The organism is Haematomicrobium sanguinis DSM 21259, from assembly GCF_000688395.1.
Lineage (GTDB): Bacteria > Actinomycetota > Actinomycetes > Actinomycetales > Micrococcaceae > Haematomicrobium > Haematomicrobium sanguinis.
In genome coordinates, this window is the sequence record NZ_JIAG01000008.1 from 52,791 (window position 1) to 79,343 (window position 26,553).

28 protein-coding genes are annotated in these 26,553 nt (G+C 61.8%); 21 read left to right on the forward strand and 7 right to left on the reverse strand.

Annotation, left to right across the window (positions count from 1 at the left end):
* Nucleotides 1-51 precede the first annotated feature (51 nt).
* From O148_RS15670 to O148_RS0108380, 8 genes are all read left to right on the forward strand, one after another.
* Nucleotides 52-1,521, forward strand: a complete 1,470-nt coding sequence (locus tag O148_RS15670; RefSeq protein WP_035745543.1) for an alanine/glycine:cation symporter family protein — start codon at nt 52-54, stop codon at nt 1,519-1,521.
* A 12-nt stretch (nt 1,522-1,533) separates the two neighbouring features.
* Nucleotides 1,534-2,289 carry a 4-hydroxy-tetrahydrodipicolinate reductase gene (dapB, locus tag O148_RS0108350; RefSeq protein WP_026530549.1) on the forward strand — a complete coding sequence of 252 codons (756 nt, stop codon included), beginning with the start codon at nt 1,534-1,536 and terminating at the stop codon, nt 2,287-2,289.
* A gap of 6 nt (nt 2,290-2,295) precedes the next feature.
* A complete protein-coding gene (locus O148_RS0108355) occupies nt 2,296-2,775 on the forward strand; it encodes a hypothetical protein (protein WP_026530550.1) in 480 nt (159 codons plus the stop codon).
* Nucleotides 2,772-3,074 (forward strand): DUF4190 domain-containing protein, encoded by a 303-nt coding sequence (locus tag O148_RS15675; protein WP_051620018.1) that lies wholly within the window; start codon nt 2,772-2,774, stop codon nt 3,072-3,074. Before O148_RS0108355 ends, O148_RS15675 begins: the two co-directional genes overlap by 4 nt.
* Before the next feature lie 167 nt (nt 3,075-3,241).
* Nucleotides 3,242-4,156 carry a 4-hydroxy-tetrahydrodipicolinate synthase gene (gene dapA, locus O148_RS0108365; protein ID WP_026530551.1) on the forward strand — a complete coding sequence of 305 codons (915 nt, stop codon included), beginning with the start codon at nt 3,242-3,244 and terminating at the stop codon, nt 4,154-4,156.
* 15 nt (nt 4,157-4,171) lie between these two features.
* A complete protein-coding gene (locus tag O148_RS0108370) occupies nt 4,172-5,866 on the forward strand; it encodes a ribonuclease J (protein ID WP_026530552.1) in 1,695 nt (564 codons plus the stop codon).
* Nucleotides 5,867-5,893: 27 nt separating this feature from the next.
* Nucleotides 5,894-6,319: an RDD family protein gene (locus tag O148_RS15680; protein ID WP_051620019.1), complete on the forward strand. Its 426-nt coding sequence runs from the start codon at nt 5,894-5,896 to the stop codon at nt 6,317-6,319.
* Nucleotides 6,320-6,768: 449 nt separating this feature from the next.
* Nucleotides 6,769-7,587 carry a hypothetical protein gene (locus O148_RS0108380; protein ID WP_026530553.1) on the forward strand — a complete coding sequence of 273 codons (819 nt, stop codon included), beginning with the start codon at nt 6,769-6,771 and terminating at the stop codon, nt 7,585-7,587.
* Between the two features lie 32 nt (nt 7,588-7,619).
* On the opposite strand, the gene O148_RS0108385 is transcribed toward O148_RS0108380, so the two are convergent.
* From O148_RS0108385 to moaC, 5 genes are read right to left on the reverse strand one after another with little or no spacing between them, the layout of a single operon-like run.
* Entirely contained in the window at nt 7,620-7,886 is a 267-nt protein-coding gene (locus O148_RS0108385; RefSeq protein WP_026530554.1) for a MoaD/ThiS family protein, read from the reverse strand.
* Nucleotides 7,887-7,904: 18 nt separating this feature from the next.
* Entirely contained in the window at nt 7,905-8,183 is a 279-nt protein-coding gene (locus O148_RS0108390; protein WP_205618177.1) for a DUF6582 domain-containing protein, read from the reverse strand.
* A gap of 56 nt (nt 8,184-8,239) precedes the next feature.
* Nucleotides 8,240-8,683: a molybdenum cofactor biosynthesis protein MoaE gene (locus O148_RS0108395; protein ID WP_026530556.1), complete on the reverse strand. Its 444-nt coding sequence runs from the start codon at nt 8,681-8,683 to the stop codon at nt 8,240-8,242.
* Nucleotides 8,673-9,173, reverse strand: a complete 501-nt coding sequence (locus tag O148_RS0108400; protein ID WP_026530557.1) for a MogA/MoaB family molybdenum cofactor biosynthesis protein — start codon at nt 9,171-9,173, stop codon at nt 8,673-8,675. Before O148_RS0108400 ends, O148_RS0108395 begins: the two co-directional genes overlap by 11 nt.
* A complete protein-coding gene (gene moaC / locus O148_RS15685; RefSeq protein WP_075204328.1) occupies nt 9,170-9,718 on the reverse strand; it encodes a cyclic pyranopterin monophosphate synthase MoaC in 549 nt (182 codons plus the stop codon). Before moaC ends, O148_RS0108400 begins: the two co-directional genes overlap by 4 nt.
* A gap of 108 nt (nt 9,719-9,826) precedes the next feature.
* Between moaC and O148_RS0108410 the strand changes: the two genes are divergently transcribed.
* From O148_RS0108410 to O148_RS0108425, 4 genes are all read left to right on the forward strand, one after another.
* Complete coding sequence (locus O148_RS0108410) at nt 9,827-12,613, forward strand: FtsK/SpoIIIE family DNA translocase (protein WP_026530558.1); 2,787 nt, start codon at nt 9,827-9,829, stop codon at nt 12,611-12,613.
* Nucleotides 12,614-12,726: 113 nt separating this feature from the next.
* Entirely contained in the window at nt 12,727-13,308 is a 582-nt protein-coding gene (gene pgsA, locus O148_RS0108415) for a CDP-diacylglycerol--glycerol-3-phosphate 3-phosphatidyltransferase (protein ID WP_026530559.1), read from the forward strand.
* Nucleotides 13,305-13,832, forward strand: a complete 528-nt coding sequence (locus tag O148_RS0108420; RefSeq protein WP_026530560.1) for a CinA family protein — start codon at nt 13,305-13,307, stop codon at nt 13,830-13,832. Before pgsA ends, O148_RS0108420 begins: the two co-directional genes overlap by 4 nt.
* A 168-nt stretch (nt 13,833-14,000) precedes the next feature.
* A complete protein-coding gene (locus tag O148_RS0108425; RefSeq protein WP_026530561.1) occupies nt 14,001-14,435 on the forward strand; it encodes a helix-turn-helix domain-containing protein in 435 nt (144 codons plus the stop codon).
* A gap of 56 nt (nt 14,436-14,491) precedes the next feature.
* On the opposite strand, the gene O148_RS0108430 is transcribed toward O148_RS0108425, so the two are convergent.
* On the reverse strand, nt 14,492-14,980 hold the full coding sequence (locus O148_RS0108430) for a MarR family winged helix-turn-helix transcriptional regulator (RefSeq protein ID WP_026530562.1): 489 nt from the start codon (nt 14,978-14,980) through the stop codon (nt 14,492-14,494).
* A gap of 128 nt (nt 14,981-15,108) precedes the next feature.
* Between O148_RS0108430 and O148_RS0108435 the strand changes: the two genes are divergently transcribed.
* From O148_RS0108435 to dapF, 7 genes are all read left to right on the forward strand, one after another.
* The gene (locus O148_RS0108435; RefSeq protein ID WP_026530563.1) at nt 15,109-15,345 is read left to right on the forward strand and encodes a DUF3046 domain-containing protein; all 237 of its coding nucleotides are present in this window, start codon (nt 15,109-15,111) and stop codon (nt 15,343-15,345) included.
* Nucleotides 15,346-15,544: 199 nt separating this feature from the next.
* Nucleotides 15,545-16,606 carry a recombinase RecA gene (gene recA / locus O148_RS15690; RefSeq protein WP_035745548.1) on the forward strand — a complete coding sequence of 354 codons (1,062 nt, stop codon included), beginning with the start codon at nt 15,545-15,547 and terminating at the stop codon, nt 16,604-16,606.
* Nucleotides 16,607-16,610: 4 nt separating this feature from the next.
* A complete protein-coding gene (locus O148_RS15695; RefSeq protein ID WP_035745588.1) occupies nt 16,611-17,102 on the forward strand; it encodes a regulatory protein RecX in 492 nt (163 codons plus the stop codon).
* Between the two features lie 13 nt (nt 17,103-17,115).
* A complete protein-coding gene (locus O148_RS17975; RefSeq protein WP_051620022.1) occupies nt 17,116-18,504 on the forward strand; it encodes a coiled-coil domain-containing protein in 1,389 nt (462 codons plus the stop codon).
* A 241-nt stretch (nt 18,505-18,745) separates the two neighbouring features.
* Nucleotides 18,746-20,299: a tRNA (N6-isopentenyl adenosine(37)-C2)-methylthiotransferase MiaB gene (gene miaB / locus O148_RS0108455; protein ID WP_026530565.1), complete on the forward strand. Its 1,554-nt coding sequence runs from the start codon at nt 18,746-18,748 to the stop codon at nt 20,297-20,299.
* Between the two features lie 32 nt (nt 20,300-20,331).
* Nucleotides 20,332-21,297 carry a tRNA (adenosine(37)-N6)-dimethylallyltransferase MiaA gene (gene miaA / locus O148_RS15700; RefSeq protein WP_035745549.1) on the forward strand — a complete coding sequence of 322 codons (966 nt, stop codon included), beginning with the start codon at nt 20,332-20,334 and terminating at the stop codon, nt 21,295-21,297.
* Nucleotides 21,294-22,238 (forward strand): diaminopimelate epimerase, encoded by a 945-nt coding sequence (gene dapF / locus O148_RS15705; protein WP_051620023.1) that lies wholly within the window; start codon nt 21,294-21,296, stop codon nt 22,236-22,238. The genes miaA and dapF overlap by 4 nt, the downstream gene beginning before the upstream one ends.
* Here dapF and O148_RS0108470 read toward each other — a convergent pair.
* Entirely contained in the window at nt 22,204-22,833 is a 630-nt protein-coding gene (locus O148_RS0108470) for a class I SAM-dependent methyltransferase (RefSeq protein ID WP_026530566.1), read from the reverse strand. The two genes, dapF and O148_RS0108470, sit on opposite strands and share 35 nt — an antisense overlap.
* A 242-nt stretch (nt 22,834-23,075) precedes the next feature.
* Between O148_RS0108470 and hflX the strand changes: the two genes are divergently transcribed.
* A complete protein-coding gene (gene hflX / locus O148_RS0108475; RefSeq protein ID WP_420805778.1) occupies nt 23,076-24,482 on the forward strand; it encodes a GTPase HflX in 1,407 nt (468 codons plus the stop codon).
* Nucleotides 24,483-24,516: 34 nt separating this feature from the next.
* Nucleotides 24,517-26,550: an ATP-dependent DNA helicase gene (locus O148_RS0108480; protein WP_240470840.1), complete on the forward strand. Its 2,034-nt coding sequence runs from the start codon at nt 24,517-24,519 to the stop codon at nt 26,548-26,550.
* Nucleotides 26,551-26,553: the final 3 nt, after the last annotated feature.

A 26,553-nucleotide genomic window follows, 5' to 3' on the forward strand; every position in this document is an offset into this window, starting at 1 on the left:
GGTGGCCCGCATCACACACGCAACCGGGGTAGAGGCAGGACACACCGCGCTATGGATAGTTTCCTCGAGACGCTCAGCAACATCAATGGCGAGGTCAATTCATTCATTTGGGGGCCGTGGTTGCTGATCCCGTTGCTTCTCGGCGTGGGGCTCTACCTCACGATCCGGCTCAAGCTGGTGCAGATTTTCAAGCTCGGACCGGCGCTCATGCTCGGACTGATCCGCCGCAAGGATAAGGGTGCCGATACCGAAGGCGACATCACCCAATTCCAAGCGCTGACCACCGCGTTGGCGGCCACCGTGGGCGTCGGCAATATTGTCGGTGTTGCCGGGGCGATCCTTATTGGTGGTCCGGGAGCACTGTTCTGGATGTGGGTCACCGGCATCCTCGGCATGGCCACCAAATACACCGAGGCGTTCCTCGCGGTCCGTTTCCGCACCACCGACGCCAACGGCCAAAAATCCGGCGGGCCGCAGTATTACCTGCAAAAGGGCATCAAAAACGGTTTCGGCAAATTCCTGGCCATCTCCTTTGCGATTTTCGCATTCCTCGCCTCGTTCGGCATTGGCAACATGACCCAGTCCAATGCGATCGCGGTGAACGTCGAGTCGAGCTTCGGCATCCCGCTGTGGATCACCGGGCTCATTCTCGCGGTGCTCACCGCGGCGGTCATCATTGGCGGTATCAAATCGATTGGCCGGGTGACTAGTGCACTCGTCCCGGTGATGATCGTCTTCTACATCATTGCCGCGCTTTACATTCTGATCGCCAATGTGGGCGCCATCCCGGCCGCATTCGGCGAGGTGTTCAGCCAAGCGTTCACCGGCACCGCCGCGGTCGGTGGATTTATCGGCTCGACCTTCCTGATCGCTATGCAGCTCGGCGTGGCCCGCGGCCTCTTCTCCAACGAATCCGGCCTCGGCTCCGCGCCCATCGCGGCGGCGGCTGCAAAGACGACCCACCCGGTGCGCCAGGGCCTCGTCTCCATGACGCAGACCTTTATCGACACCATTGTGGTCGTGACCTTCACCGGCTTGGTGCTCATTACTTCGGGCGTCTGGAAGGAAGAAGGTGTGGAAAAGGGCACCGCCACCGGCGACGCCTTCGCCCAGCAACTCCCCGGCGACTGGGGCCACATCCTCGTAACGGTGGCGCTCATCCTGTTCGCGTTCTCCACCATCATCGGCTGGTCCTACTACGGCGAGCGCAACGTGGAACGGCTCTTCGGTGTCCGTGGCATCATGCCCTACCGACTCGTCTTCTCCGCGGTGGTCTTCGTGGGCGCAATCTCGCAACTTGAGGAAGTCTGGACCCTGGCGGACTCCCTCAACGGTCTCATGGCGATCCCGAACCTGATCGGTCTGGTGATTCTCTCCGGGCTCGTGGCCCGCGAGACCAGTCTCTATCTCAAGAACGATCCGAAACTCACCGCCAACAAGGCCGAAATCGATCGCTTTATGGCCGAAGATCCGGGCTACCAGGAGTGGAAGAAGCTGGAAAAGGAGCAGCACTTCCGCTGATAGCCTGAACGGGTGAATACTCCCATACACGTCGCCGTCCTGGGCGCCTCCGGACGCATGGGCTCGGAGGCCGTCAAGGCCATCAATAACGCCGAAGACCTCCGGCTCGCAGCAACCGTTGGTAGCGCGGACCCCATGGAAAAGATGCTCGACGGCGATGCCTCCGTGATCGTCGACCTCACCACCCCGGAAGCCTCCAAAAAGCACGTGCAGTTCGCCATTGAGCACGGATTGCACGCCGTAGTGGGCACGAGCGGCTGGGACGAAATGGCGTTGGTCCCGGTGCGGAAACAGCTGGAGGACCACCCGGATGTTGGTGTGCTGATCGCACCCAACTTCGCTCTGGGCTCGGTACTGGCCAGCGCCTTTGCCGCAAAGGCTGCCCGGTACTTCGAAAGCGCCGAGATTGTCGAGCTCCACCACCCGAATAAGCTCGATGCCCCGTCCGGGACCGCCGTGCGCACCGCCGAACTCATCGCCGCTGAGCGCCGCCGGGCGGGTCTCAACCAGTCACCGGATGCCACCCTTCACGAACTGCCCGGTGCCCGCGGCGCCGACGTCCAAGGCGTCCGCGTACATGCCGTCCGCTCACGGGGACTCGTGGCGCATCAAGAAGTCATCTTCGGCGCCGAGGGTGAGCAATTGACAATTCGCCATGATTCATTTGACCGTGCCTCCTTCATGCCCGGAGTTCTGTTGGGTATCCGAAACGTCGTCAACCGTCCCGGCCTGACGTATGGCCTTGACGGTTATTTGGACTTGGACTAACCGAACATGGAATGGTTTTCCCGCAATAAGACCAAGCTCGGCGTCCTTTTTGTGACCGCACTTCTAGTGTTCTACCTGGCTCTGACATTCAGAAGTTCGCTCATCATGTTGGGCGATCCGAACTGGGTGGCAAAGCTGATGGGCGTCGCCTATTTGCTACTCCCGATCATGGGTGCGTACCTGCTCATTCGGGAGTTGCTCTTTGGTGCCGGAATGCAAAAAATGGCGCGCCAATTGGAGGCCGAGGGAGGCCTTCCCGAAGACACACTCGCGCGTACGCCGGGCGGCCGGATTGTCCGCGCCGATGCGGACGCACAATTTGAGCGGTACAAGACGGAGGTCGAGTCCGACGAGGGAAATTGGCGTGTCTGGTACCGCTTAAGTCTTGCCTACGACGCAAGTGGGGATCGCCGTCGTGCTCGAAGTGCCATGCGCACCGCACTATCCCTCTACCGCCAAGCCCCGCAAGCAAAGGAACTGTCATGAGCTTCCCGCAAGGTTATTACCAGCCGCGCACGAATGGACTGGCCATCGGTGCATTCGTGACGGCGTTCATTGTCCCGCTCATTGGCGCGATCCTGGGGCATGTCGCGTACTCGCAAATCAAACGCACGGGCGAGGGCGGCCAGGGGCTTGCAATTGCGGCGATCGTGATCGGCTGGGTAGGAACGCTGATTTATGTGGTGATTTTCGGGATCCTGATTGCCGCGGCACTGGCGCTTGTGCAGATCGCGCCGGAGATTTTGGAGTCGGTTTCGCCCTCGCCGATCCCGACCGGATTCTAAGCGCGTTCCGTGCTGTGCAACATTGACCGGGTCCTCTTGCGTTTGCCCTAGTCACAGTCCCGGATTAGGCCGCCGGTCGCTCAAAGTTGCACGGTTACACCCGCCTGACCAGTTTCATCCGGCAATTTTTTCGTGGCGATGTGTTTACTCACGGTAACGTTAAGGCCATGGCAATTCGAGACGAGTACGCGGCGCAGTTTGGCACCCTCATTCCGGCCATGGTTACCGTTCTCACCGAAGATGGCGAGGTTGACTATTCGGCAACGGTGGAGTTTGCCAAGCGGCTGGTGGATCGCGGGGCTGATGGACTGGTTGTTACCGGCACCACCGGCGAGTCTTCGACCCTCGACGATGATGAGCGGATCGAACTCTATCGACTCGTGAAGGAAGCCGTGGGCGATCGCGCGAAGGTCATCGCCGGCTCTACTTCGAATCACACCTCGCATTCCGTCGAGCTCTCTCAAGCAGCCGAGGCGGTCGGTGCCGACGCCATCCTGCTGGTCACTCCGTATTACAACAAGCCCAGCCAGGGCGGTCTGATCGCGCACAGCTTCGCGGTCGCCGACGCCCTCACCATCCCCGTCATGCTCTACGACATTCCGGGCCGCTCCGGCGTCCCGCTGAGCACCGCCACCATTCAAGAACTCGCAAAGCACCCGCGCATCAACGCGCTCAAGGACGCTAAGGGTGATTTCAACGCCACCACCGAGGTCATCGCCACGACCGATCTCGCCATCTACTCCGGCGACGACGGCCTCACCCTGCCTTTGATGGCAGCCGGTGCCGCCGGGGTCGTCTCGGTGAGCGCGAATGTCGCAACCGAGGGGTACCGCGCGCTAGTGGACGCGATGACTGCTGGCGACCTCGCGACCGCGCGGGCGCGCCACCTCGAACTCGATCCGGTGCAACGCGCTTTCATGAGCCACCTCCAGGGCGGCGTGGCCACCAAGGCCATTCTCAAAGATTTAGGAATTATTAATAACGACGGCGTGCGGTTGCCTTGGGTGCCCGCCACCGACACCGAGCGGGATGAGATTTGGGCGGATTTGGAATCCGCCGGATGGTCTCGACCCACTCCCTAGGACGAAAGACGTTTCATGACTGAAGAACTAGCATTTGAACGCTTGGTTACTCCGCCCTCGTTGCCCAAGGGCACGATGCGCATTGTCGCGCTGGGGGGACTAGGCGAGGTCGGCCGCAATATGGCGGTCTTTGAGCTGAACGGCAAACTGCTGATCGTGGATTGCGGGGTGCTCTTCCCCGAGGAGACTCAGCCCGGTGTTGACCTCATCCTCCCCGACTTTTCCTATATTGAGGACCGGCTCGATGACGTGGTGGCCGTGATCTTGACTCACGGCCACGAAGACCACATTGGTGCCGTTCCGTATCTGTTGCGGCTCAAGCCGGACATCGCCTTGGTTGGTTCCAAGCTGACACTCGCACTCGTGGAGGCGAAGCTCGCCGAACACCGCATCAAGCCCTACACGCTCACAGTGCGGGAGGGCGACATTGAGACCTTTGGCCCGTTTGAGTGCGAGTTCATTGCCGTTAACCACTCGATCCCGGACGCACTCGCGGTGTTCATTCGCACCGAGGCTGGTAACGTCTTGGACACCGGCGACTTCAAGATGGATCAGTTGCCCCTTGACGGCCGCATTACCGACCTGCGCGCCTTTTCCCGCTTGGGCGAAGAAGGCATTGACCTGTACATGCCGGACTCCACGAACGCCGAAGTCCCAGGGTTCACCACCACCGAGCGCGAGATCGGGCCGGTGCTCGATCGCGTGTTCACGAATGCCAAGAAACGCATCATCGTGGCGTCCTTCTCCTCTCATGTGCACCGCGTGCAACAGGTGCTGGACGCGGCGGCCAAGCATGGGCGGAAGGTCGCGTTTGTGGGCCGATCGATGGTGCGCAACATGGGTATTGCCGAAAAGCTCGGCTACCTGCACGTACCAGAAGGCATCCTGGTGGATCTCAAAGAGGTCGACAAACTTCCGGACGACCAAGTGGTCTTGATGTCCACCGGTTCCCAGGGTGAGCCGATGGCCGCGCTTTCCCGCATGGCGAACGGCGACCACAAGGTCCAGGTTGGCGATGGCGATACCGTGATCCTGGCCAGCTCGCTCATTCCGGGCAACGAAAACGCCGTCTTCCGGGTCATCAATGGGCTTTTGCGGCTCGGCGCAGATGTAGTGCATAAGGGTAACGCCAACGTGCACGTGTCCGGCCACGCCTCGGCGGGGGAGTTGCTCTATACGTACAACATCTTGAAGCCAAAGAACGTCATGCCGGTGCACGGCGAGACGCGGCACCAGATCGCTAACGCGAAGCTCGCCGAGAAAACCGGCGTGCCCAAGGAAAACATCATTGTCGCCGAAAACGGTACCGTGATTGATCTGGCCGACCACAAGGCCAAGGTCGTGGGTTCGGTGGAAGTCGGTTTTGTGTATGTCGATGGCACCAGCGTCGGTGAAGTCACCGATGCGGACTTGAAGAACCGCCGCATTTTGGGTGAAGAGGGCTTCATTTCCATTGTCACCGTCATCAACAAGACCACCGGCAAGATCGTGGCTGGCCCGGACATTCACGCGCGCGGCGTCGCCGAGGATGACAAGGTGTTCAACGAGATCAAGCCTAAGATCGCGGCCGCCCTCACCGAGGCGGTCACTCAGAACCGGGATCACACCACCTACCAATTGCAGCAAGTGGTGCGCCGCGTGATTGGACAGTGGGTGGGGCGCAAGCTCCGCCGTCGCCCCATGATCATGCCCGTGGTGGTCGAGGTTTAGACCCGACTCCACCAAGCGGACGCAATAGTGAACCGCAGCGCGAACTGGTGGCGCCGGGCAGGTGGCTTCCTGCTCGGCGTCCTGGTGCCGACCGCGCTCCTTGCGCAGTTGCTGGGTACCCTTATTTTTCGGCGGTCGTGGCCTGACGGAACCGTGGGGTGGCTTCTGAGCGCCATCGCCTTTGCGGCGGTGGTGTTCGTCTCCGCAGTGTTCTCGCGGGATGGACAGTCTCCCGCGCAGCGACTGCTCGGCGTCCGCGTTCTCAACCGGGCAGGTGAGCCCGCGCCACGGACAACTCTGGCGCTCAGGAACCTCGCGCACCTCGCCGATTATGCGACGCTGGGTGTGGGGTTCTTGTGGCCGCTGTGGGATGCTCGCGGACAAACGTTTGCCGACAAGATTATGGGCACCACGGTCCACCGCGTGCCCGCGTCGGCTACTGCACGGGTGTAAACACCAGGTGAGAGCACAAGGCAACCGTTAGCCTTTTGCTTAGTTCCCATCGCCGTACCACATTCTTAGTTGCGCGGAAGTTGCAAGCGTAGGATCTGCGCTCTGATGCTAGTGTCGGTCGACCCCCGGTTTATCTCTACCGGTTCTTTGGGTAGCAGAACACCAAATAGTTGTCGCGCCAAGTGCAACCCATCCCTGTGACGCAATTAACCTCTGCGGACGAACCGAAAAGACAACGCAGACTGCCTCCGGCGCTGGTGAACGAACACGCTTCCGCTCTTAATGTGCCCACAGTGTGAGCGCCGAATGTCGAACGGTTGCTAATTTGAGTCTCGTCAAGATATTGACTATCGAGTTAGGCCTTGCTGTACAGTCGATTAACTCTAACCATTTGCTTGTGGATTGAATATCACACGGGTCTTCTAGGGTTCTAAGGGAGACAAGCCTTGATGGGAATCCAAATCCCCGCCATCCGTACAATGGTGCTTGCCCTGACCCGCTGGCCAATTGAGATCGATTTGGCAATAGAGCACTTGATTTTCAATAGAAGGGAAGTGACGCGACTAGGCGGAGATTCGATTCCCAGGCGTCGGAGAGACAGTAGTGGTGTCGTTCAGGTATCGAACATCTTCGAAAGTGAGTTTCACGCTACCACTGTGGGCTATAGCGGGTGCGTGCGCCGTCCGGAAGACGGCGCTATTTGCAATCTCCCTCAGACGATCCAGGCGCGGAAAAGTTCATCAGAACGAGAGCAAGATGGTTACCTGAAATTGCCGGGGGGTATAGAGGTTCGTTTCACTCCAGACGAATCAATGCGTGAAGCACTCAGCGAAATATATGGATCAGTGCAGATCGCGACTCAAGTGGAAGAATTCTACAACTGGCTCTCTCTTGGCGCAGAATTTCGCTTGGACGAAGTTTCTGATGACTTGATGAAATGCAGGAACGTTTATGAGGCGACGATGCGTAGATTCGGGGTCGAAGTAGACGGTTGGTCGGCTGAAGAAGTGGCTTTGCGAAATTTTGGGGCTTACCGGACCATAGGCGAGGCTCCGTGCGCTGAAGAGCAGTTGCTAGCCATTTACGACTTTCGTGCTCAGACTAAATCCGGGGTAAGAGCGACAATACAAAAGGCATTCTTCGATTCCAAGGCCAAATGGTTGCATAGCCATGAGCAGTTTATCGAGGAGACGTACCAATTCTATTTAGTAGCACTTCGTCGCTCTCGCGCCATACTTTTTGGAGGTGGCGCAAGGTCAAATAACTAACACGCGGTTGCCACCCGCGCGGCCCCGCGCTTTTACCCCCCAGCAAACCGCGGCAGAACGTCCACCGTATCTTCGTCGGTGACAATCTTCTCCATGCCGCGCGCCGCCTTGCCGTTGATCAAGTACGAACAGCTTGGCAACAACTCGCGCGGGGACTTCACATTGTCCGCCGCCGCGTTGGGATAGCGCTCAGCAATTCCGGCGGCGACGTCGGCCAGCGTCACCGTCTCGCCGACCGGAACGGTTTCTTCATCTACTCCGACCGAGGCCGCAATGGAAGCAAAGTATCGAATTTTCACGGCCGCTGCGCCGCCACATCACTTGCCAAGTTCACGCCAGTCCGACTCGCTCACGTCCACATCGAAATGTTTGGCCGCCGCCACAATATTGCGCCACGCCAGATCACGCTGGGCGTCGGAGACATCCTTGACCTGATCAAACCGTGCCAGCGCGTCCCGCACGTGTGTCGCGGAGGTCAACGGTTCCTTGCGCTCATCGGGAAACGCGAATACCGAATCCGGGAGCGCATCCCGCTCGGCCGCATCCAGCTTCCCCGCCGGCAGATCATGCGGCTTCCATGTTGTTTTTTCTGCCACCATTCCTCCTTAAAATCCCAACCCGGACAGGACCGGTACCACCATTCTGCCCCCATTCACGCCGAGTTCACCCACTCGCTTGAGCCATCGTCAAACACCTGCTCTTTCCAGACCGGGATGCGCTCCTTCACCCGCTCCACCAACTCGGCGCACGCCGCAAAAGCCTCCCGCCGGTGCGCCCCGGCAACAGCGGCAACGAGCGCCGCATCCCCGATCGCCAACTGCCCCACCCGGTGCTCGACCCACACCTGCACGGGGTGCTCCATTTCGGCGTACTCGCGCACGATCTCCTCGGCAATTTCGGCGAGCACCTCGGAAGCGGAGGGGTGCGCCGAATACTTCAGCAACTGCACGCCGCGCCCCTCATCGTGATCGCGTACGACCCCGGAGAAGCTCACCACCGCACCAAATGCATCCCCGGCAACGGCCGCCTCGGCAACGGACGTGGACAGCTCGCCCTCCTGCACGGCGCCATGCGCACGCATCTTCTCAATGCTCATGATCATCATCCAATTGCGCCAAGAGGTGGGGAAGCAGAGGCATAAATACCGCCAAGGAATCCGTGATACCGCCACGCGAGCCCGGCATATTAAGCACGACGGCGTTGCCCGCCACTCCGCACACCGCTCGGCTTAAGAGGGCGGTTGGTACAGCAGCATAACCTTTGGCGCGGATCGCCTCGGTGATACCTGGCACTTCGCGATCAATCACCGCACGGGTTTGTTCCGGAGTCGTGTCATCCGGGGTCAGCCCGGTGCCACCCGTCGTCAAAATGACACGCGCTCCGGTGTCCAGAGCGTCTCGGATTGCCGCACCAACCGGGTCCCCGTCGGCCACGATTCGGGCAGGGTGCACATCTAAACCGAGTTCTCCGAGCGTGCGCGAGAGCTCCTCCGCGTGGGCATCGGGCCGCGAGCCCGTGGCCGCGCGCGTGGAGGCCACAATGATCGCTGCGGAGATGCCGGTGAGGTCGGCCGCGGGCGCCGTCATGACGTACCGTCGCCTGCAGCCGCCGGGGTCTCTTGGCTCCCCATACCAGGGCGAGATGCGCGCGAGGGGTGGGCATCGGCGTCGTACGCCCCGCTCTTGCCGCCCGTTTTGGTGAGCAAGCGGATATCGGTGATGAGCGCGGACTTATCCAGCGCTTTGATCATGTCATAGATGGTGAGCGCGGCCACGGACGCGGCGGTGAGCGCTTCCATCTCGACGCCAGTGACGGCGCGGGTGGCGACCCGGGTGCGGATGTGCACGGACGCGTCGGTAAGTTCGAACTCAACAGCTGCCTTGGTCAGCATGATGCCGTGGCAAAGCGGGATGAGCTCGGGGGTTTTCTTTGCGGCCATGATTCCGGCTACCCGGGCCACCGCGAGCGCGTCACCCTTGCCGACCGTACCCGCCCGCAACTTGTCAATAACCTGCTCGGTCGTGTGGACCCATGCCTCGGCCTCGGCGGTGCGATCGGTGACGGTCTTCGCGCTGACATCGACCATGTGGGCCTCGCCGGCGGCGTTCAAATGTGTGAGTTCCTCGCTCATGATTCCAGCTTACCGAGTGCCGGTGACAGTGAGTTTTTCTAGCGGCCAAACTTCGCTCCAGGCGTGTAAATGCGCGGAAAATCGGGGATCGACGGGTAGTTTGGGAGCATGGCGACTCGCACTTCCCCTGCCAAAAAAGGCACCACGAGCTCGCGCGGCAAGACCTCAACTGCGTCGGCGCGCGCCTCCGGCACGTCCAAAAACTCCTCCGGAACCCAGCACGACCCAGACCGTTTGCCCCTCCCGTTACGGGCGATCACCGGTTTTTGGATGGGCATTTCCCATATGGTCGGCGGCGCCGTGCGAAAGATCGGCACGGACCTGAAAATCGAGAAGGAGGTCCGCCGCGATGGCACCGCCACGGTGCTGGTGCTCCTGGCACTCGTCATCGCCATGGTCGAATGGTGGGCGCTCACCGGCCCCGCCGTGGACTGGATTCACGCCTTCGCCGCCGGAACCTTCGGCTGGATGGCAAAACCGCTCCCGCTCATCCTGCTGATTGGCGCGGTCCGCCTCTATCGCTACCCCGAAAATAACGCGGCCAATAACCGCATCGGCATTGGACTGACGCTGCTCACCGTCGCCGGGGCCGGACTGTGTCAGCTCGGCGGCGGGAACCCGCAGCTCTCCGACGGTTTCGGCCCGCTCTGGCAAGCCGGCGGCATGATCGGATTCCTTGCCGCAGGTCCGCTCAGCTCCGCATTCACCCCGATTCCGGTGGCGATTCTGCTCTCGCTCGTGGTGTTTTTCTCGATCTTGATTGTCACCGCAACGCCGATCAACCGCATCCCCGAGCGCCTGCGCGGCCTCTACGAGTCCCTCACCGGGCAGGAGGGGCGGCCGGTTCCCGAGGCGCCTCGCGGTGGCCATGATCAAAGCTATTTGTACGACGGCGATGACTCGCCTTCCGCAGGAGAGCGGCAGAAAAAGTCCAAGGGACTTTTCGGGCGCAAAAAGAAAGCAGCCGAGCCAGAAGACACCGAAAGCTACGTTGGTGACGAGGCCTTTGAGACCGCCGTCATCTCCGAAGAGGACCGTGCTGCGGCAAACGCCCCGACTGTGCCACTGATTCCACCGGGAGTCAAACGGCCCACACAGGCAGAAACCGAGGCCGCGGCGCTCAAGGCGCGGGCGGGAGTCGGGGGAGCCGAACCGGCGACGGAGCAGATCAACATTGTGGATGCCGCCACGCTCGCCGACCACACCGCGAAGCCGCAGCTGATGCCCGAGCCCATCCCGCAGCGCACCGAGCAACTCGCGCTCTCCGGGGATGTCGCATACACGCTCCCTGACAATGCGTACTTGCCCGCGGGACCGCCCGCCAAGGAACACTCCGAGGCAAATCAAAACATTGTGAACGCGCTGACCCACGTGTTGGAGCAGTTCGGTGTGGATGCCAAGGTCACCGGGTTCTCGCGTGGCCCGACAGTCACCCGCTACGAAATCGAGCTGGCGCCCGGCACCAAGGTGGAACGCGTCACGGCCCTTTCCAAAAACATCTCCTATGCCGTGGCGAGCTCGGATGTGCGTATCCTCTCACCGATTCCGGGCAAGTCCGCAATCGGCATTGAGATCCCGAATTCGGACAAGGAAATCGTGGCGCTCGGAGACGTGTTGCGCTCCAATGCCGCGCGCAAGACCGGACACCCGATGGTTATGGGTGTGGGTAAAGACGTTGAGGGCGGTTTCGTGGTCGCGAACCTCGCCAAGATGCCGCACATGCTGGTTGCCGGTGCCACCGGTGCCGGTAAGTCCTCGTTTGTGAATTCGATGATCACCTCGATCCTGATGCGCGCCACGCCAGACGAGGTGCGCATGATCATGGTGGACCCCAAACGCGTGGAACTGACCGCCTATGAGGGCGTTCCGCACCTCATTACCCCGATCATCACGAATCCGAAGAAGGCCGCCGAGGCGCTGCAATGGGTCGTCAAGGAAATGGACACCCGCTATGACGACCTCGCCAACTACGGCTACAAGCACATTGACGACTTCAATAAAGCGGTGCGCAACGGCAAGGTTGTTCCGCCACCGGATTCCAAGCGAGTTGTCAAGCCCTACCCCTACCTCTTGGTGATTGTGGATGAGCTTGCCGACTTGATGATGGTCGCCCCGCGCGACGTCGAAGATTCGATTGTGCGCATCACCCAGCTGGCGCGCGCGGCGGGTATTCACCTGGTGTTGGCAACCCAGCGCCCGTCGGTGGATGTGGTCACGGGCCTGATCAAGGCGAATGTGCCTTCCCGCATGGCCTTTGCCACCTCCTCGGTCACAGACTCTCGTGTGGTGCTCGATCAGCCCGGTGCCGAGAAGTTGCTCGGCCAGGGTGACGCACTGTTTTTGCCCATGGGTGAGTCCAAGCCGATGCGTGTCCAGGGTGCCTGGGTGACCGAGAGCGAAATCCATAAGGTCGTCGAGCACGTCAAGGGTCAGCTTCAGGTCGAGTACCGCGAGGACGTGGCGGTAGAAGAGCCCAAAAAGCAGATCGATGACGATATCGGAGACGACCTCGACGTCCTGCTCCAGGCGACTGAACTCGTGGTCACTACCCAGTTCGGTTCCACGTCCATGCTTCAGCGTAAGCTCCGGGTGGGCTTTGCGAAGGCGGGCCGCCTGATGGATTTGCTGGAATCCCGCGGCGTGGTCGGTCCTTCGGAAGGATCCAAAGCACGCGACGTGCTGGTCAAACCAGACGATCTTGCCACAGTGCTTGCCACTATCAAGGGTGACGAACCTCCGGCTCCGCCCGCAGCCGCAGGGCCTTCTCAGCAGGACGGTCCGCCCAGCTACGACGATCCCATCCAAGCCGAGATCGATTCCAAACCCGTCGCCACCGAGTATTACGACGGCGACGACGAGGGCAACGAGGACGCCTGGCAGCTCACCAACCGCTAACCCCCTCGACTGTGTAGCAGAAGATGCCCATCCGCGCGCGGCACATGGGCATTAACCGCTACACAGACGAGGGCAGGGGAGGGGGATCGGCGCGGAGGGGATAGGGTGAATACGTGAGTGCCGAACCCGCCCCGACCACCAGCGCATGGAACCTGCCGAACATTCTCACCGGTATCCGCATCCTGCTCGTACCGTTCTTCGCGTGGGCCCTCATTGGTGACCACAATGCTGGTGGGCAAACCGCCTGGCGGTGGATCGCCGTCGTGCTTTTTTGTGTTGCCATCTATACCGACAAACTGGACGGCGACCTGGCGCGCTCCCGCGGGCTCATCACGAACTTCGGCAAAATTGCCGACCCGATCGCCGACAAACTGCTGCTGGGCACCGCACTCATCTTGCTCAGCGCATTTGGCGAGTTGTGGTGGTGGGTTTCGATCATCATGTTGGTGCGGGAGATCGGGATCACCGTGTTGCGGTTTGCCGTGATCCGTCATGGGGTGATGCCGGCCAGCCGCGGCGGGAAGCTGAAAACCGTCCTGCAAACTGCCGCCGTGCTGCTCTATCTGCTCCCAATGACCGCGCACTGGGCGTGGCTCGGTTGGGCGGCTGCGATTGTGATGGCGGCGGCGTTTGCTGTGACCTTGGTGACTGGGATTGATTACGTGTTGAAGGCAATGAAGTTGGTGCGCTCGTGAATACCGACCCAGAGCGCGCAGCAGAGCGCGCAGCAGACCGGGCCACGAGCCGCGCCGCCCAAATCATCCGCGCCGCCACCGAGCGAAAACTGACCATCGCCACCGCCGAATCGCTGACCGCCGGGCTCGTTTCGGCAACCCTCGCCGATATCCCGGGGGCGTCGGCAGCCTTGCGTGGGGGAGTGGTTGCCTACGCGAACGATGTGAAAGAAAAGCTACTAGGGGTGCCGCGTGATTTACTGCTTCGTGAGGGTTCGGTACACCCCGATGTGGCGGCGGCCATGGCCGGCGGCGCCTGCGCGCGCCTTGAGGCGGACGTGGCCATTTCCACCACGGGCGTCGCGGGGCCGGACGCGCATGACGGCAAACCGGTGGGAACCGTCTACATCGGCGTGGCTTGGTGGGTGACCAAGGAAGTGGCGGTGACCCCGCTCAAACTCACCGGCGACCGCGCCAGCATACGTCAGGCAAGCGTCGAGGAAGCACTCAGAATCCTTGCAGGCAGTCTCGATATTGTGGACTAGTCGGTGAGTGCGGCAACTGCGCCGAGCAGGCCCCAGCACCCGCGCACCGGCCTGGGAACAAAAGCAATCGACCGATAGTTAATCACTATGTCGAGAAAAGTCGGGCGAGCCGCTCGGCAACGCTGGACCTAGGATAGATTGAAGAACCAAGGGAGTAAGGCGATACAGATGGTAAAACAGCCCATATCCGTAAACGGCGTGGTCCGTTGGCGCGATGTAGGGTTGCGTGATGACACCGAGCGGAATGTAAAGGATACAAAAATGGTCCTGTTACGGCATGAGATTGGCGATGTGCTCCGCGACGTTCGGCAACGTCAGGGACGCACTCTACGCGAAGTCTCACACCACGCCCGAGTGTCACTGGGTTACCTCAGTGAAGTAGAACGCGGACAGAAGGAAGCGTCCTCCGAGTTGCTTTCCTCAATATGCTCCGCCCTGAACATCCCGCTCTCGCTCATGCTGCGTGAAGTCAGCGACCGCATGGCCGAAGCGGAGGGTGTCACCATTCCAGACACCGTCCCCCATGAGCTCTCGCAGGAGTTTTCCGAAAAGAGCGATGGTTTGAGCGATGACTTCCGGGAGCTCGCTCCCAGCGGGATCTAGAAAACTGCACATGTGAACCAAAAATGGGACCCCTCGCTCGGGTCCCATTTTTGTTGCTACTTGAGCTCGTTCGCCCAGCGATCCCGGGCCAGATACGTTTCGTTGAGTTGCCCAAGTAACCCGGAAAGGGTGTTCAGGTCCTTCACTTCCCAATCGGCCATGAGGTCGTGAAACACTTGGCGCCGAGCCTTTTGCGCCTGGGTGAGCGCGCGCAGGCCCTCATCGGTCAAAGAGATGTCTTGGGCGCGCCCATCGTTCGGGTCCGCGACCTTGCGAACCACGCCCAGGGCCTCCAGCTCGGCGACCTTGCGGCTAATGGCCGGCTTGCCGACGCCAAGACGAGTGGCCAGCTCGGTCAAGCGAATGGCGCCTTCGCGCTGCAAAATAATGAGCAGCCCATAGGCAGACGGATCCATGTCCGGGTGAATTTGCCGCGCCAGCCGCTGCGAATTCGCGCGCGAGCGCCGCAGCAGAAGGCTCAGCTCATGCTCCAGGTCAATGATGGCCGCTTCGACCTCGGGCGGTATGTCAGAGCTTTGTGGCATGATGTTCAGTCTACTTGGCGGAAGGCAGGCGGCGCTGGTGCGCCAAAGAAGTACGACGGCGATGCTCGCCCCAGTGCCGGGCGGCCGGGTGGTTTTGGCCTGCTAGATCGACGAGTAAGGTGGTGGCCGTGAAGGAAAGCGAATTCTGGCTGTTGATGGATGACGAGTTTGGTGCTGCCTACTCGGGCTACCTGTCCAAGAGCCTGCATTTAACCTCGCTCAAGGGGCACACGGCCGTGTCCGCTTTGGCCGCCGGAATCTCGCCCCGCCTGGTGTGGAATGCGGTGTGCGATCAGCAAGAGGTGCCCGAGTCTCGGCGGCTGGGCGTGGATCGCGGAAAGAAGTCCGGCGACGCGATCTCGTGACACGCCGACAGGCTTTTTCGAATATTCGTTCTAATCTGGATATGCTCCTACACAGGAAAGAAAAACAGCGGTTTTGGGCCGAGTTATCCACCGAGGCGCCGTTTTCAAAACTCAATGTCAGAGCCAGCATCTACATTCATGGATGAGCGTCTACTCGGGCGTTCAGCCGAAGAAGAGATTCAAGAATTCGAGGAGAATAATGGCAGCATCAACCGAGCGTGAGAAGGCTCTAGAGACCGTTCTTGCGCAGATTGAGAAGCAGCACGGCAAGGGCTCTGTCATGCGTCTGGGCGATGACACCAGGGCCCCCATCGAGACGATTCCCACCGGATCGATTTCGCTGGATGTGGCCCTGGGCATTGGCGGGCTGCCCCGCGGTCGCGTGGTGGAAGTCTATGGACCGGAGTCCTCGGGTAAAACCACCGTGGCACTGCACGCCGTGGCTAATGCCCAACGCAATGGCGGCATCGCGGCGTTCATCGACGCCGAGCACGCGCTGGACCCGGAATACGCAAAGAAGCTCGGCGTGGATACCGATGCCCTCTTGGTGTCCCAGCCAGATACCGGCGAGCAAGCGCTGGAAATCATGGACATGCTCATCGGTTCGGGTTCGCTGGACATCATCGTTGTGGACTCCGTGGCCGCACTGGTGCCGCGCGCCGAAATCGAAGGCGATATGGGTGATAGCCACGTCGGTCTGCAAGCCCGCTTGATGAGCCAGGCGCTCCGCAAGATCACCGGCCGCCTGAACCAGACCAAGACCACCGCGATCTTCATTAACCAGCTGCGCGAGAAGATCGGCGTGTTCTTCGGCAGCCCGGAGACCACCACCGGCGGTAAGGCGCTCAAGTTCTATGCCTCGGTACGTATCGATGTGCGCCGCATTGAAACGCTCAAGGAAGGCACCGAGCCGGTCGGTAACCGCACTCGCGCCAAGATCGTAAAGAACAAGATGGCCCCGCCCTTCAAGCAGGCTGAATTCGATATTCTCTACGGCCAAGGCATTTCCCGCGAGGGCGGCCTGATCGATATGGGCGTGGAGCATGGCTTTGTGAAGAAGTCCGGTGCCTGGTTCACCTATGACGGCGATCAACTGGGACAGGGCAAGGAAAAGGCGCGCCAGTTCTTGAAGGACAACCCGGACCTTGCCGATGAGATCGAGTCCCGGATCAAGGAAAAGCTCGGCGTAGGTGCCTTCGCGGCCGAGGACGAAGGCCTGGACAACATCACGCCGCTGCGCGGTGACGGCGCCGGAGCGTAGCGCCATGACACAGGACCCCGTCCTGGAAGCCAAGTCGATTGCTCTTCGATACCTGACGGGTGCCCCGCGCACCCGTCAGCAAATCGAGGACAAGCTCCGGGAGAAGGAGGTCGACGGCGACATCATCGCCAACCTCGTCGAACGCTTTGAGCGCGTCGGGCTTATTGATGATGCAGATTATGCGCACCGCTTTGTGGAGAACCGCTCCCGCATGAAGGGATTGGGAAAGGCGGCGTTGCGTCGGGACCTGAAGGCCAAGGGCGTTGACGATGCCCTCATCGAGGAAACCCTGGCAGAGATCGAGCCCGCTGATGAGGCTGAACTGGCGCGGGAGTTGGTGTCCCGGAAACTGCCGCGCCCGGAGCAGCTGCAAGATTTTGAGGGCCGCGAAAAGGCAAAGCGTCGGCTCGTGTCAATGCTCATGCGCAAAGGACACTCGATGGGCACCGCAATTGGCGTGGTGGAAGAGAAGCTGCAGGAGGCTCTTGCCGAATAACGAAACTTGAGTGATGATTTTAAGCGTTATGCTCAAGTTCAAGTTGAACGTTAATGGAGTGCGCGGCGTCGTGTCCGCGCTCATTTGTGGTGCGCTAGTCGCATCCACCCCTATCGTAGCGAGCGCATCGCAAAAGTCTTCGCTATTGCCGCTCGGCGTGTCGTCTGTGACCCAGCCTGATGACTTTCCGTCCTGGGAGGAAGTGCAGGCGGCCAAGAACGATGTCGCGGCAACTCAAGCTCAAGTCGCAAAGATCGAGTCACTGATTTCCTCCTTGCGCGAAGAAGCCGCCAAACTCGGTGATAACGCCGTGGAGAAAGCCACCGCTCAAGACGCCGCTGTCAGTGCGATGGAGAAGAGCCGCGCGCGGCTTGAAGAGGCAAAAGCAAAAAGCGCCCGTGCCCAGGAGAGCGCAGACACCGCCACCAGCCAGGCCGGACAGGTTGCCGCTCAACTCTACAAAACTGGCGGGCTACCCGACGGTTTTACGCTCATGATGAGCGGTAACGCGAAGTCCACCATCGACAAGATGAACTTCCTCAAGACCATCTCCGATCGATCCAGCAACTCCTATGCCGCCGCTATCCAGGCAAAGAACGTCTCCGAGTCGCTCACGCAAAAGGCTCAGGCAGCGCAGGACGAATATGACAGGGCCGCCTCGGACGCGCAGGCCGCAACCAAGATCGCCCAGGACGCGTCGGCCGCCGCCGATGCGAAGGTGGCCGCCCAGCAGGAGCAAAGCAATACGCTCTTGGCTCAGCTTGCCGAACTGCGCGGGACCAGCGCCCAGCTGGAAAAGGACAGGCTTGACGGTCTGGCCCAGCAGGCCGCGTGGGAAGAGCAGCAGCGCCAGGCCGAAGAAGCGGCACGCAAAAAGGAAAAGGAAGAGCGCAAGCAGCGCGAAGAGGACGAGCGCGACCGGGCAAAGAAGCCGCAACCGGCTCCGCAACCCGGGCCGCAACAGCCGGCACCACCCGCGCCGCAACCTCAACCTAAGCCCCAGCCGCCGGCTCCACGGCCGCAACCCCCTGCACCCAAACCGCCCGCTCCTCAACCTCCCCCTCCGGCTCCGGCGCCCCCGCCACAAGTGGTCGATGACCCGGCGGCCGCACAAGCCTATGCCAGTTCCCGTTTAGGGGCATATGGGTGGGGCGGCGACCAATTCGGCTGCCTGGTGAACCTGTGGAATCGCGAGTCGGGCTGGCGTACCTCCGCAGACAACCCCTACAGCGACGCCTACGGCATCCCGCAAGCACTCCCAGGGAGCAAGATGGCAACCGCCGGTGCGGATTGGCGCACGAACTATCGGACGCAGATCAATTGGGGACTGGGATACATTCGCGACAGGTACGGTTCGCCCTGTGCCGCCTGGGCGCATTCCGAGCAAAACAACTGGTACTAGCCTTTACGTCTATGTAGCGCGACACGCCGAGAAAACCTGGGTTTTCTCGGCGTGTCGCGCTACATAGACGAGGGGGCGGGGAGGGGAGTGGCGCGCTCGAGGCGAGCAACGCCGTCGTACGTCATTTCCTTGGCGGCACCCGGACGAGGTTCCGAACACCACCCGGCCCTCGCTTCTCGCCGAGACGGGGGTGTGAGGCGCGGATTGGCCGGGGGCCGAGCGCACGGCGTACCCTTTAACGGTGAGTTTGACCAGCATTTCCCCTGACGTTTCCGGCGCGAGCGATGCCGCGCCGCGCACTTATGCCGTGCGCACCTACGGCTGCCAAATGAATGTGCACGATTCCGAGCGAATCTCCGGGCTGCTCGAGGACGCCGGATATGTGCCGTCGGAGACCGAGCTGGCGGACGTGATCGTCTTCAATACGTGTGCGGTTCGGGAGAATGCCGACAACAAGCTTTACGGCAATTTGGGGCACCTCGCGCCGATCAAGGAAGCGCATCCCGGCATGCAAATTGCCGTTGGCGGGTGCTTGGCGCAAAAGGATCAGGACACGATCGTCAAGAAGGCGCCGTGGGTGGACGCCGTTTTCGGCACCCACAATATTGGTTCTCTGCCAGCGCTGCTGGAGCGCGCGCGGCACAACAACGAGGCGCAACTAGAGATCCTGGAGTCGCTGGATGTGTTCCCCTCGACACTGCCGACCAAGCGCGAATCCGTGCACTCGGGCTGGGTGTCCATATCGGTGGGTTGCAACAACACGTGCACGTTCTGCATTGTGCCGTCCTTGCGCGGTAAGGAACGCGACCGGCGGCCCGGCGACATTCTGGCCGAGGTACAGGCGTTGGTTGATGACGGTGCCGTCGAAGTGACCCTGCTGGGCCAAAACGTGAATACCTATGGCGTGGAGTTCGGCGACCGCGGGGCCTTTGCCAAGTTGTTGCGCGCGTGCGGGCAGATCGAAGGCTTGGAGCGGGTGCGCTTCACCTCGCCGCACCCTGCGGCTTTCACCGATGACGTGATCGACGCGATGGCCGAAACACCGAATGTCATGCCGCAGCTGCACATGCCCTTGCAGTCCGGCTCGGACAAGGTTTTGAAGGATATGCGCCGCTCCTACCGTTCTAAGAAGTTCTTGGGGATTTTGGAGAAGGTGCGCGAGCGCATCCCAAACGCAGCCATCACCACCGACATCATTGTCGGGTTCCCAGGCGAAACCGAGGAGGACTTCCAGGCGACCCTCGACGTTGTCGAGGCGTCCCGGTTCTCCAGCGCGTTCACGTTCCAGTATTCGATCCGCCCGGGAACCCCGGCGGTAACCATGCCGGACCAGCTTCCCAAGGCCGTGGTCCAGGAACGGTTTGAGCGTTTGGTCGCGCTCCAGGATCGGATCAGCGCGGAGGAGAACCAGAAGCAGGTCGGCAAAACGGTGCAGGTCCTGGTCTCGGCGGCTACCGGTAAGAAGGCAGAGCAGACCCATCGCCTGAGCGGGCGCACCGAGGACTTCCGGCTCATCCACTTCAGCGTGCCAGAAGGCGCCGAGGTGCCGCGTCCGGGGGACGTCGTGACCGTGCCTGTGACGGGAGCCGCCGCGTTCCACTTGGTCTCTGACCCGGCGGCCGCCGAATATGCGGTGCGGCGCACTCGGTCCGGGGAGGCGTGGGATCGCTCCCAGGCAGAATCGTGCGGTGTACCGGTGGGCGGGGCGTCGAGTGCGGGTGCCGCGGGTGGCCCGGTGTCGCTCGGTATGCCGACGCTTGGCGGTGCCGGGGCCGGCATTCGCGCGCGTTCTTAGCGGCAGCCTCGTGAATTCAGGCAGTTTCCACCATGGCTAACCTGCCCGGGCGCCTGCCCATCGTCGCGATTGTCGGGCCCACCGCGTCCGGTAAAACCGCGCTCTCCCTAGACCTCGCGGAACGGTTGGACGGGGAAATCATCAACGCCGACTCCATGCAGTTCTATCGCGGCATGGACATCGGCACCGCCAAACTGCCGATCGACGAGCGGCGCGGCATTGCGCATCACCTCATTGACATCATGGATGTTCGCGATGAGGCAAGCGTGGCGCAATTCCAAGCGGATGCCCGCCGGGCCATCGAGGAAATACAGGCCCGCGCCCGCACACCCATACTGGTGGGCGGGTCTGGGCTCTACGTCCGCGCGGCCCTCGATGTCCTGGAACTGCCGCCCACGGACCCGGACGTTCGGGCACGGTTAGAAAACGAGGCCGAAACGCGCGGGATCGCCGCGCTGCTCACGCGTCTTCACGAAGTGGACCCTGCCTCGGCGGCCAAACTCACGGATAACCGCCGGATCATTCGGGCGCTTGAAGTCTTCGAGATTACCGGGCGCACCTTTACCTCCTTCATGCCGCAACGGGAGTATGCCGCGCCGGCAGTCCAGATCGGTGTCACCCTGGATCGGGAGGTACTCCACGAGCGGATCAATCAACGCGTACTGGACATGGCGCGCGGCGGTCTCTTGGAAGAGGTCGCCGCGCTGGAAGGACAAGGTCTCAGGGAGGGGAGTACCGCGCCGCACGCAATTGGCTACCGACAATTCCTTGCGGTTCTGGATGGGCAATTGAGCGAACCGGAAGCCATCGAGTCCACACAACGTGCCACCAGGCAATTCGCCAAACGCCAACTCACCTGGTTCCGGGCAGATCCGCGTGTCACCTGGTTCAACCCGTTGGAACACCGCGCGGCGGCCAGCGTCACCGCCAACGTCACCGACAGCGCCGAAGCAGCTATCCGGCACTCGGCACGCGGCAACGATAGGCTAGAAGCGTGAGCGCACCCATTCCCTTCCTCAAAGGCCACGGCACCGGCAACGACTTCATCCTCATCCCGGACGCCGACGGCGAACTCACCATTAGCGCCAGCCAAGTCCGGGAGTGGACCGACCGGCACAAGGGCATCGGCGCCGACGGGGTAATCCGACTCGTACGCACAGAAAAGCTTAGACCTGAGGATGCTTCGGAAACGGTCGCGGCAGAAATCCAGGCCACCGAGTGGTTCATGGACTACCGCAACGCGGACGGCTCCCTGGCCGAAATGTGCGGCAACGGGGTCCGGGTCTTCGTGCAGGCGCTCCTCGATCTGGGGTACATCGACCTCCCGCCGGGCGAAAGCATCGCGGTCGGCACGCGCGCCGGTGTCAAGGACGTGCGCCGCACCGACACCGGATACGCCGCAAACCTGGGGCCGTGGTCTCTCATCTACAAGCAGGAAGCCGAAGAGCAGGGCTCGGACGTCATTGTCGGCATCAACGCCCTCGAGGTGCCGCGCCCAGCTCTCTCCATCAGCATGGGCAACCCGCACACGGTAGTGGCGCTGGCCCAACAGAGCGAACTCGACAAAGCGGACCTCCGCGAGCAACCGCGGGTAGAGCCGCAGCCGGACAACGGCACCAACGTTGAACTCGTCGTGCCAGCGGACCCGCTCGTGACAAACGGCACCGCCACCATCACCATGCGCGTGTCCGAACGCGGGGTCGGCGAAACCCAATCCTGCGGCACCGGCGCCTGCGCCGCCGCGGCCGCGGTGCGGTATTGGGCGGGCGAACATGCGCCCAACGAATGGAATGTCAACGTCCCAGGCGGCCAGGTGCAGGTCAGATTTCTGCAGACCTCGGAAAGCAACCGCACCGGAGACGGCAGCGAAGAGGTGGAACTCGCCGGTCCCGCCGAAATCGTAGCTACCGGGACCATCGGCGCACCTTCAGGATCCTGAAAGACTTCACCGACGTCTCCCGGCTCACCTGAAACTCCGCGCCCAACTCGGCATCCAACCAGCGCTGCAGCGAGTCCGACCCCAAATTCTTCTGCACCACGAGCCACGTGGTCCCGCCCGGAGCCAACCGCGGTAGCCAGCGCAACAGCAGACCGTGCAACTCGCTCTTGCCGATGCGGATCGGCGGATTGGACCAGATCGTGTCAAACCGCACGTCCTCGGGCACATCCTCTGGCGCCGCCGCGCGCACATTCTCCAACCCCAATGACGCCGCATTCCGCTCGGTCAACGCCAAGCACCGCTCATTGACATCCACCGCCCACACCAATGCCTCCGGAGAGCGCAACGCCAGGGTCAGCGCAATCGGCCCCCAGCCGGCACCAATGTCCAAAAGGTTCCCGCGGGGCGACGGCGCCGGCACCGCATCCAAGAGAATCTGGGTGCCCTTATCGATGCCATCCGGCGAAAAAATCCCGGAAGCCGAGACCAGCGAGCGCTCGGCGCCAGCAAGCCGCACCGATATCGGCCGCACCTCTTCCTCCGCCAACGGCCGCGACGTGAAGTAGTGCTCCTGCCCAGAATCCGCAACACCCATGCCAAAAACTGTAGTCGACTTATCCACAACCACGGCATAAACTCTGCGCGCGAGGCGTTAAAGCGTTACGATAGAGAAACACCAATCATTCAAGGAAGCTCACTATTCAACACGAAAACAAAGCCGCATCCGAGCCAGAAACCACGCTGGACAACGCCGAAATCCAGAACGTCATTGACCGCATTTTGAGCCGCGGCAACACAGAGAATTACGACGGCGATCGCTCACCTCGAGCGCAAGCGTTGCAGGATGGCGCTACTCGCCACACCACATACGACGGCGATCAGCAAGATCTTGCCGATCGTCACGCTTTGCGTAGGGTCACCGGGTTATCCACCGAACTCGAAGACGTCACCGAGGTCGAATACCGTCAGCTCCGGCTGGAAAAAGTGGTGCTCGCCGGCATTTGGTATGAAGGCACTCTCATCGAGGCGGAAAACTCGCTGCAAGAGCTCGCCGCGTTGGCCGAAACCGCCGGTTCTCAGGTTCTAGACGGCGCTTTGCAACGCCGCGCCAAACCGGACCCCGGCACCTATTTTGGTTCCGGCAAGGCCCAGGAACTCCGCGACATGGTTGTCGCGACCGGGGCCGATACCGTGATCGTGGACACCGAGCTTGCGCCCAGCCAACGCCGCGGACTGGAAGACATTGTCAAGGTCAAAGTCATTGACCGAACCGCTCTGATTCTGGACATTTTTGCCCAACATGCCAAGTCCCGCGAAGGCAAGGCCCAGGTGGAATTGGCGCAACTCGAATACTTGTTGCCGCGTCTTCGCGGTTGGGGCGAGTCGATGTCCCGTCAGGCCGGTGGACAGGTCGGCAGTGCCGGTGCCGGCATGGGTTCGCGCGGCCCCGGTGAGACCAAGATCGAACTGGACCGCCGGAAAATTCGCAACCGGATGGCCAAGCTGCGCCGCGACATTATTGGCATGAAGCCCGCGCGCGAGGCAAAGCGAGCCAATCGCCGTCGTAATTCAGTGCCTGCTGTGTCCATTGCCGGGTACACCAACGCGGGGAAGTCGTCGCTACTCAACCGGCTGACGGATGCCGGTGTGCTGGTGGAGAATGCGCTGTTTGCGACCCTGGACCCGACCGTTCGGCACGCGGTGACTCCGGATGGGATTGGCTACACGCTTGCGGACACGGTCGGTTTTGTGCGGGCGTTGCCCACGCAGTTGGTCGAGGCGTTCCGTTCCACGCTGGAGGAGATTGGCGAGTCGGATGTGATTTTGCACGTCGTCGATGCCTCGCATCCGGATCCCGAGGGGCAGATTGCGGCGGTGCGCGAGGTGCTCACCGAGGTCGAAGCGTCCAAGATTCCCGAAATCATTGTGTTGAACAAGGCCGACATTGCCGACCCGTTGGTCATTGAACGGATCCAACGTCGAGAGCCGCATACCGCGGTGGTGTCCTCGCGCACCGGAGCGGGTATTGATGAGCTCAAGTCGCTCGTTGCCGAGACGATTCCGCGGCCCAATATCCTCCTTGACCTGCTGGTGCCCTACGATCGCGGTGATGTGGTCTCCCGGTTGCACTCGCAAGATGCCGAGATTCTGAGCCTGGAGCATGAGGCCGAAGGGACGCACGTCGTGGTCAAGGTCCGCGAGGAGTTGGCTGCGGGGCTGGCCGAATATTCGAGCCGTGACTGAGCCGATCGACCTGCTGCGCCATGCGGTAAAGGCGATGGGCGGTGCGCATCGATCGGGCCAGGAACAGATGCTGACCGCGGTGCAGGAAGCGTTAGAGAGCGGCGAGCACCTGCTGGTGCAGGCCGGTACCGGTACCGGTAAGTCGCTGGCGTACCTGATCCCGCTGATTACGCACGCAATGAACGCGGACCGGCCGGCCGTGGTCGCGACCGCAACCCTCGCCTTGCAGGCGCAAGTGGTCAAGCGAGACCTGCCGAGACTGTTGGACTCGCTTGAGGGCAAACTGGACCGACCGGTGGACGTGGCGCTGCTCAAGGGGCGCGGCAACTATGTCTGCCAGCACAAGGTTGGCGGCGGGTTCCCGAGCGACGATCAGGCCCCGCTTTTTGACGATTCTGATCACGGACTGGGGGTTCCCGATCCCGGTGCTTCCGCGGGCTCGGGCGCAGGTGCCTCGGGCGCAGGAGTGTCGCCGGGAGGTCCCGGGGGCTATGTGCCGCGCACCGACCTGGGACTAGAAATCGTGCGGTTGCGCGAGTGGGCCGAAGAAACCGACACCGGTGACCGGGATGACCTGACCCCCGGTGTGAGCGACCGGGCCTGGCGTCAAGTGTCGGTCACCGCGCTAGAATGCCTGGGACAAAAGTGCCCGATGATTTCCTCCTGCTTTAGCGAGAAGGCGAAGTTGCGGGCACAGTCCGCGGACGTGGTGGTGACCAACCACGCGCTCTTGGCGTTGGCGGCCTTCGGGAATCCCGGGGTGCTCCCGGAATTCGACACGGTGGTCGTCGACGAGGCCCATGAATTGCGCGAGCGGGTCACGAGTGCAACCAGCGCGTCCATTTCCGCGGCCACGGTGCGCCAAACCGACACCATCGTGCGCCGCAACTGCTCGGTGGCGATTGTGGGGTTTGCGGCGGCCGCGGCCGGACTCGAGGATGCCTTGCGCGAACTCGATGACGGGTTGCTGCCTACCGGGCCCACCGATGACGTGGTGCAAGCACTCACCGTGGTCATGTCGACCTGCCGCGAGGCGCTCACCGCGGTCCAGGACACGGACGGCGAGGCCAGCGAGGGCGGCAAGCAGGTTGCCAAAAGCCAGCTTGTGCAAATGATCGAAGTCTGCGAACGGCTCATCACCGGGGCCGATTCGCGCGAAGAAGTGGTGTGGGTCAACCGCCCGTTGCCGCCGGGCACTTACTCGACCGGCGGTGTCGACAAAAACATCCCGGCGACCCTCTGGGTGGCACCACTTTCGGTGGCCATGAATCTGCGGGATGGTCTGTTTGCCGATCGCACCGTGCTGTTGACCTCCGCGACGCTCTCCATCGGAGACACTTTTGGGCCGGTCGCCGCAGACCTCGGGCTCGCCGGTGCTGCGGCGCCGGAGTGGACGGGCGTGGACGTCGGGAGCCCGTTCGACTATGGCAAGCAGGGCATGCTGTATGTGGCCAAGCACCTCGCCTCTCCTGGCCGCGGTGTGAGCCCGGAGCAAATTGAGGAACTCGGTGCGCTCATCAAGGCTTCGCGCGGGGGAGCGCTCGCACTCTTTTCCTCGCGACGCGCCGCCGAGGATGCCGCCGCCGCTCTGCGCGGCAAGGTCGGCGTGGAGATTCTTTGCCAAGGCGAATCCTCCATGTCCGCACTGGTGAAACAGTTTTCCGAAGAGGAAGACACCTGCCTCTTTGGCACCATGACGCTCTGGCAAGGGGTCGATGTGCCCGGACCAGCGTGTCGACTCGTGGTGATAGACCGTATCCCGTTTCCGCGCCCCGACGATCCCTTAGGGATAGCGCGTTCCCGAGCCGTCCAGCGCTCCGGAGGAAATGGGTTTATGGCGGTCTCGGCAACCCATGCGGCCGTCCGTTTGGCGCAGGGCGCGGGTCGATTGATCCGTGCCATGGCAGACCGCGGGGTTGTTGCCGTGCTGGACTCTCGACTGGCGACGGCCCGCTACAGCGGGTTCTTGGTCAAGGCGCTCCCGCCGTTTTGGCGCACCACCGACCGCGCGGTGGTTTTGAGCGCCCTGGAGCGGCTCGCGCCGGATTCACGCGAGACGAAAAAGTAATCA

Bases quoted from the DNA above. Each gene is read 5' to 3' on its own strand.
- O148_RS15670 (WP_035745543.1), top strand. From the start codon at position 52: ATGGATAGTTTCCTCGAGACGCTCAGCAACATCAATGGCGAGGTCAAT.
- O148_RS0108355 (WP_026530550.1), top strand. From the start codon at position 2,296: ATGGAATGGTTTTCCCGCAATAAGACCAAGCTCGGCGTCCTTTTTGTG.
- O148_RS15675 (WP_051620018.1), top strand. From the start codon at position 2,772: ATGAGCTTCCCGCAAGGTTATTACCAGCCGCGCACGAATGGACTGGCC.
- dapA (WP_026530551.1), top strand. From the start codon at position 3,242: ATGGCAATTCGAGACGAGTACGCGGCGCAGTTTGGCACCCTCATTCCG.
- O148_RS0108370 (WP_026530552.1), top strand. From the start codon at position 4,172: ATGACTGAAGAACTAGCATTTGAACGCTTGGTTACTCCGCCCTCGTTG.
- O148_RS0108380 (WP_026530553.1), top strand. From the start codon at position 6,769: ATGGGAATCCAAATCCCCGCCATCCGTACAATGGTGCTTGCCCTGACC.
- O148_RS0108395 (WP_026530556.1), bottom strand. From the start codon at position 8,683: ATGAGCATTGAGAAGATGCGTGCGCATGGCGCCGTGCAGGAGGGCGAG.
- O148_RS0108400 (WP_026530557.1), bottom strand. From the start codon at position 9,173: ATGACGGCGCCCGCGGCCGACCTCACCGGCATCTCCGCAGCGATCATT.
- moaC (WP_075204328.1), bottom strand. From the start codon at position 9,718: ATGAGCGAGGAACTCACACATTTGAACGCCGCCGGCGAGGCCCACATG.
- O148_RS0108410 (WP_026530558.1), top strand. From the start codon at position 9,827: ATGGCGACTCGCACTTCCCCTGCCAAAAAAGGCACCACGAGCTCGCGC.
- O148_RS0108425 (WP_026530561.1), top strand. From the start codon at position 14,001: ATGGTAAAACAGCCCATATCCGTAAACGGCGTGGTCCGTTGGCGCGAT.
- O148_RS0108430 (WP_026530562.1), bottom strand. From the start codon at position 14,980: ATGCCACAAAGCTCTGACATACCGCCCGAGGTCGAAGCGGCCATCATT.
- recA (WP_035745548.1), top strand. From the start codon at position 15,545: ATGGCAGCATCAACCGAGCGTGAGAAGGCTCTAGAGACCGTTCTTGCG.
- O148_RS15695 (WP_035745588.1), top strand. From the start codon at position 16,611: ATGACACAGGACCCCGTCCTGGAAGCCAAGTCGATTGCTCTTCGATAC.
- O148_RS17975 (WP_051620022.1), top strand. From the start codon at position 17,116: ATGATTTTAAGCGTTATGCTCAAGTTCAAGTTGAACGTTAATGGAGTG.
- miaA (WP_035745549.1), top strand. From the start codon at position 20,332: ATGGCTAACCTGCCCGGGCGCCTGCCCATCGTCGCGATTGTCGGGCCC.
- O148_RS0108470 (WP_026530566.1), bottom strand. From the start codon at position 22,833: ATGGGTGTTGCGGATTCTGGGCAGGAGCACTACTTCACGTCGCGGCCG.
- O148_RS0108480 (WP_240470840.1), top strand. From the start codon at position 24,517: ATGGGCGGTGCGCATCGATCGGGCCAGGAACAGATGCTGACCGCGGTG.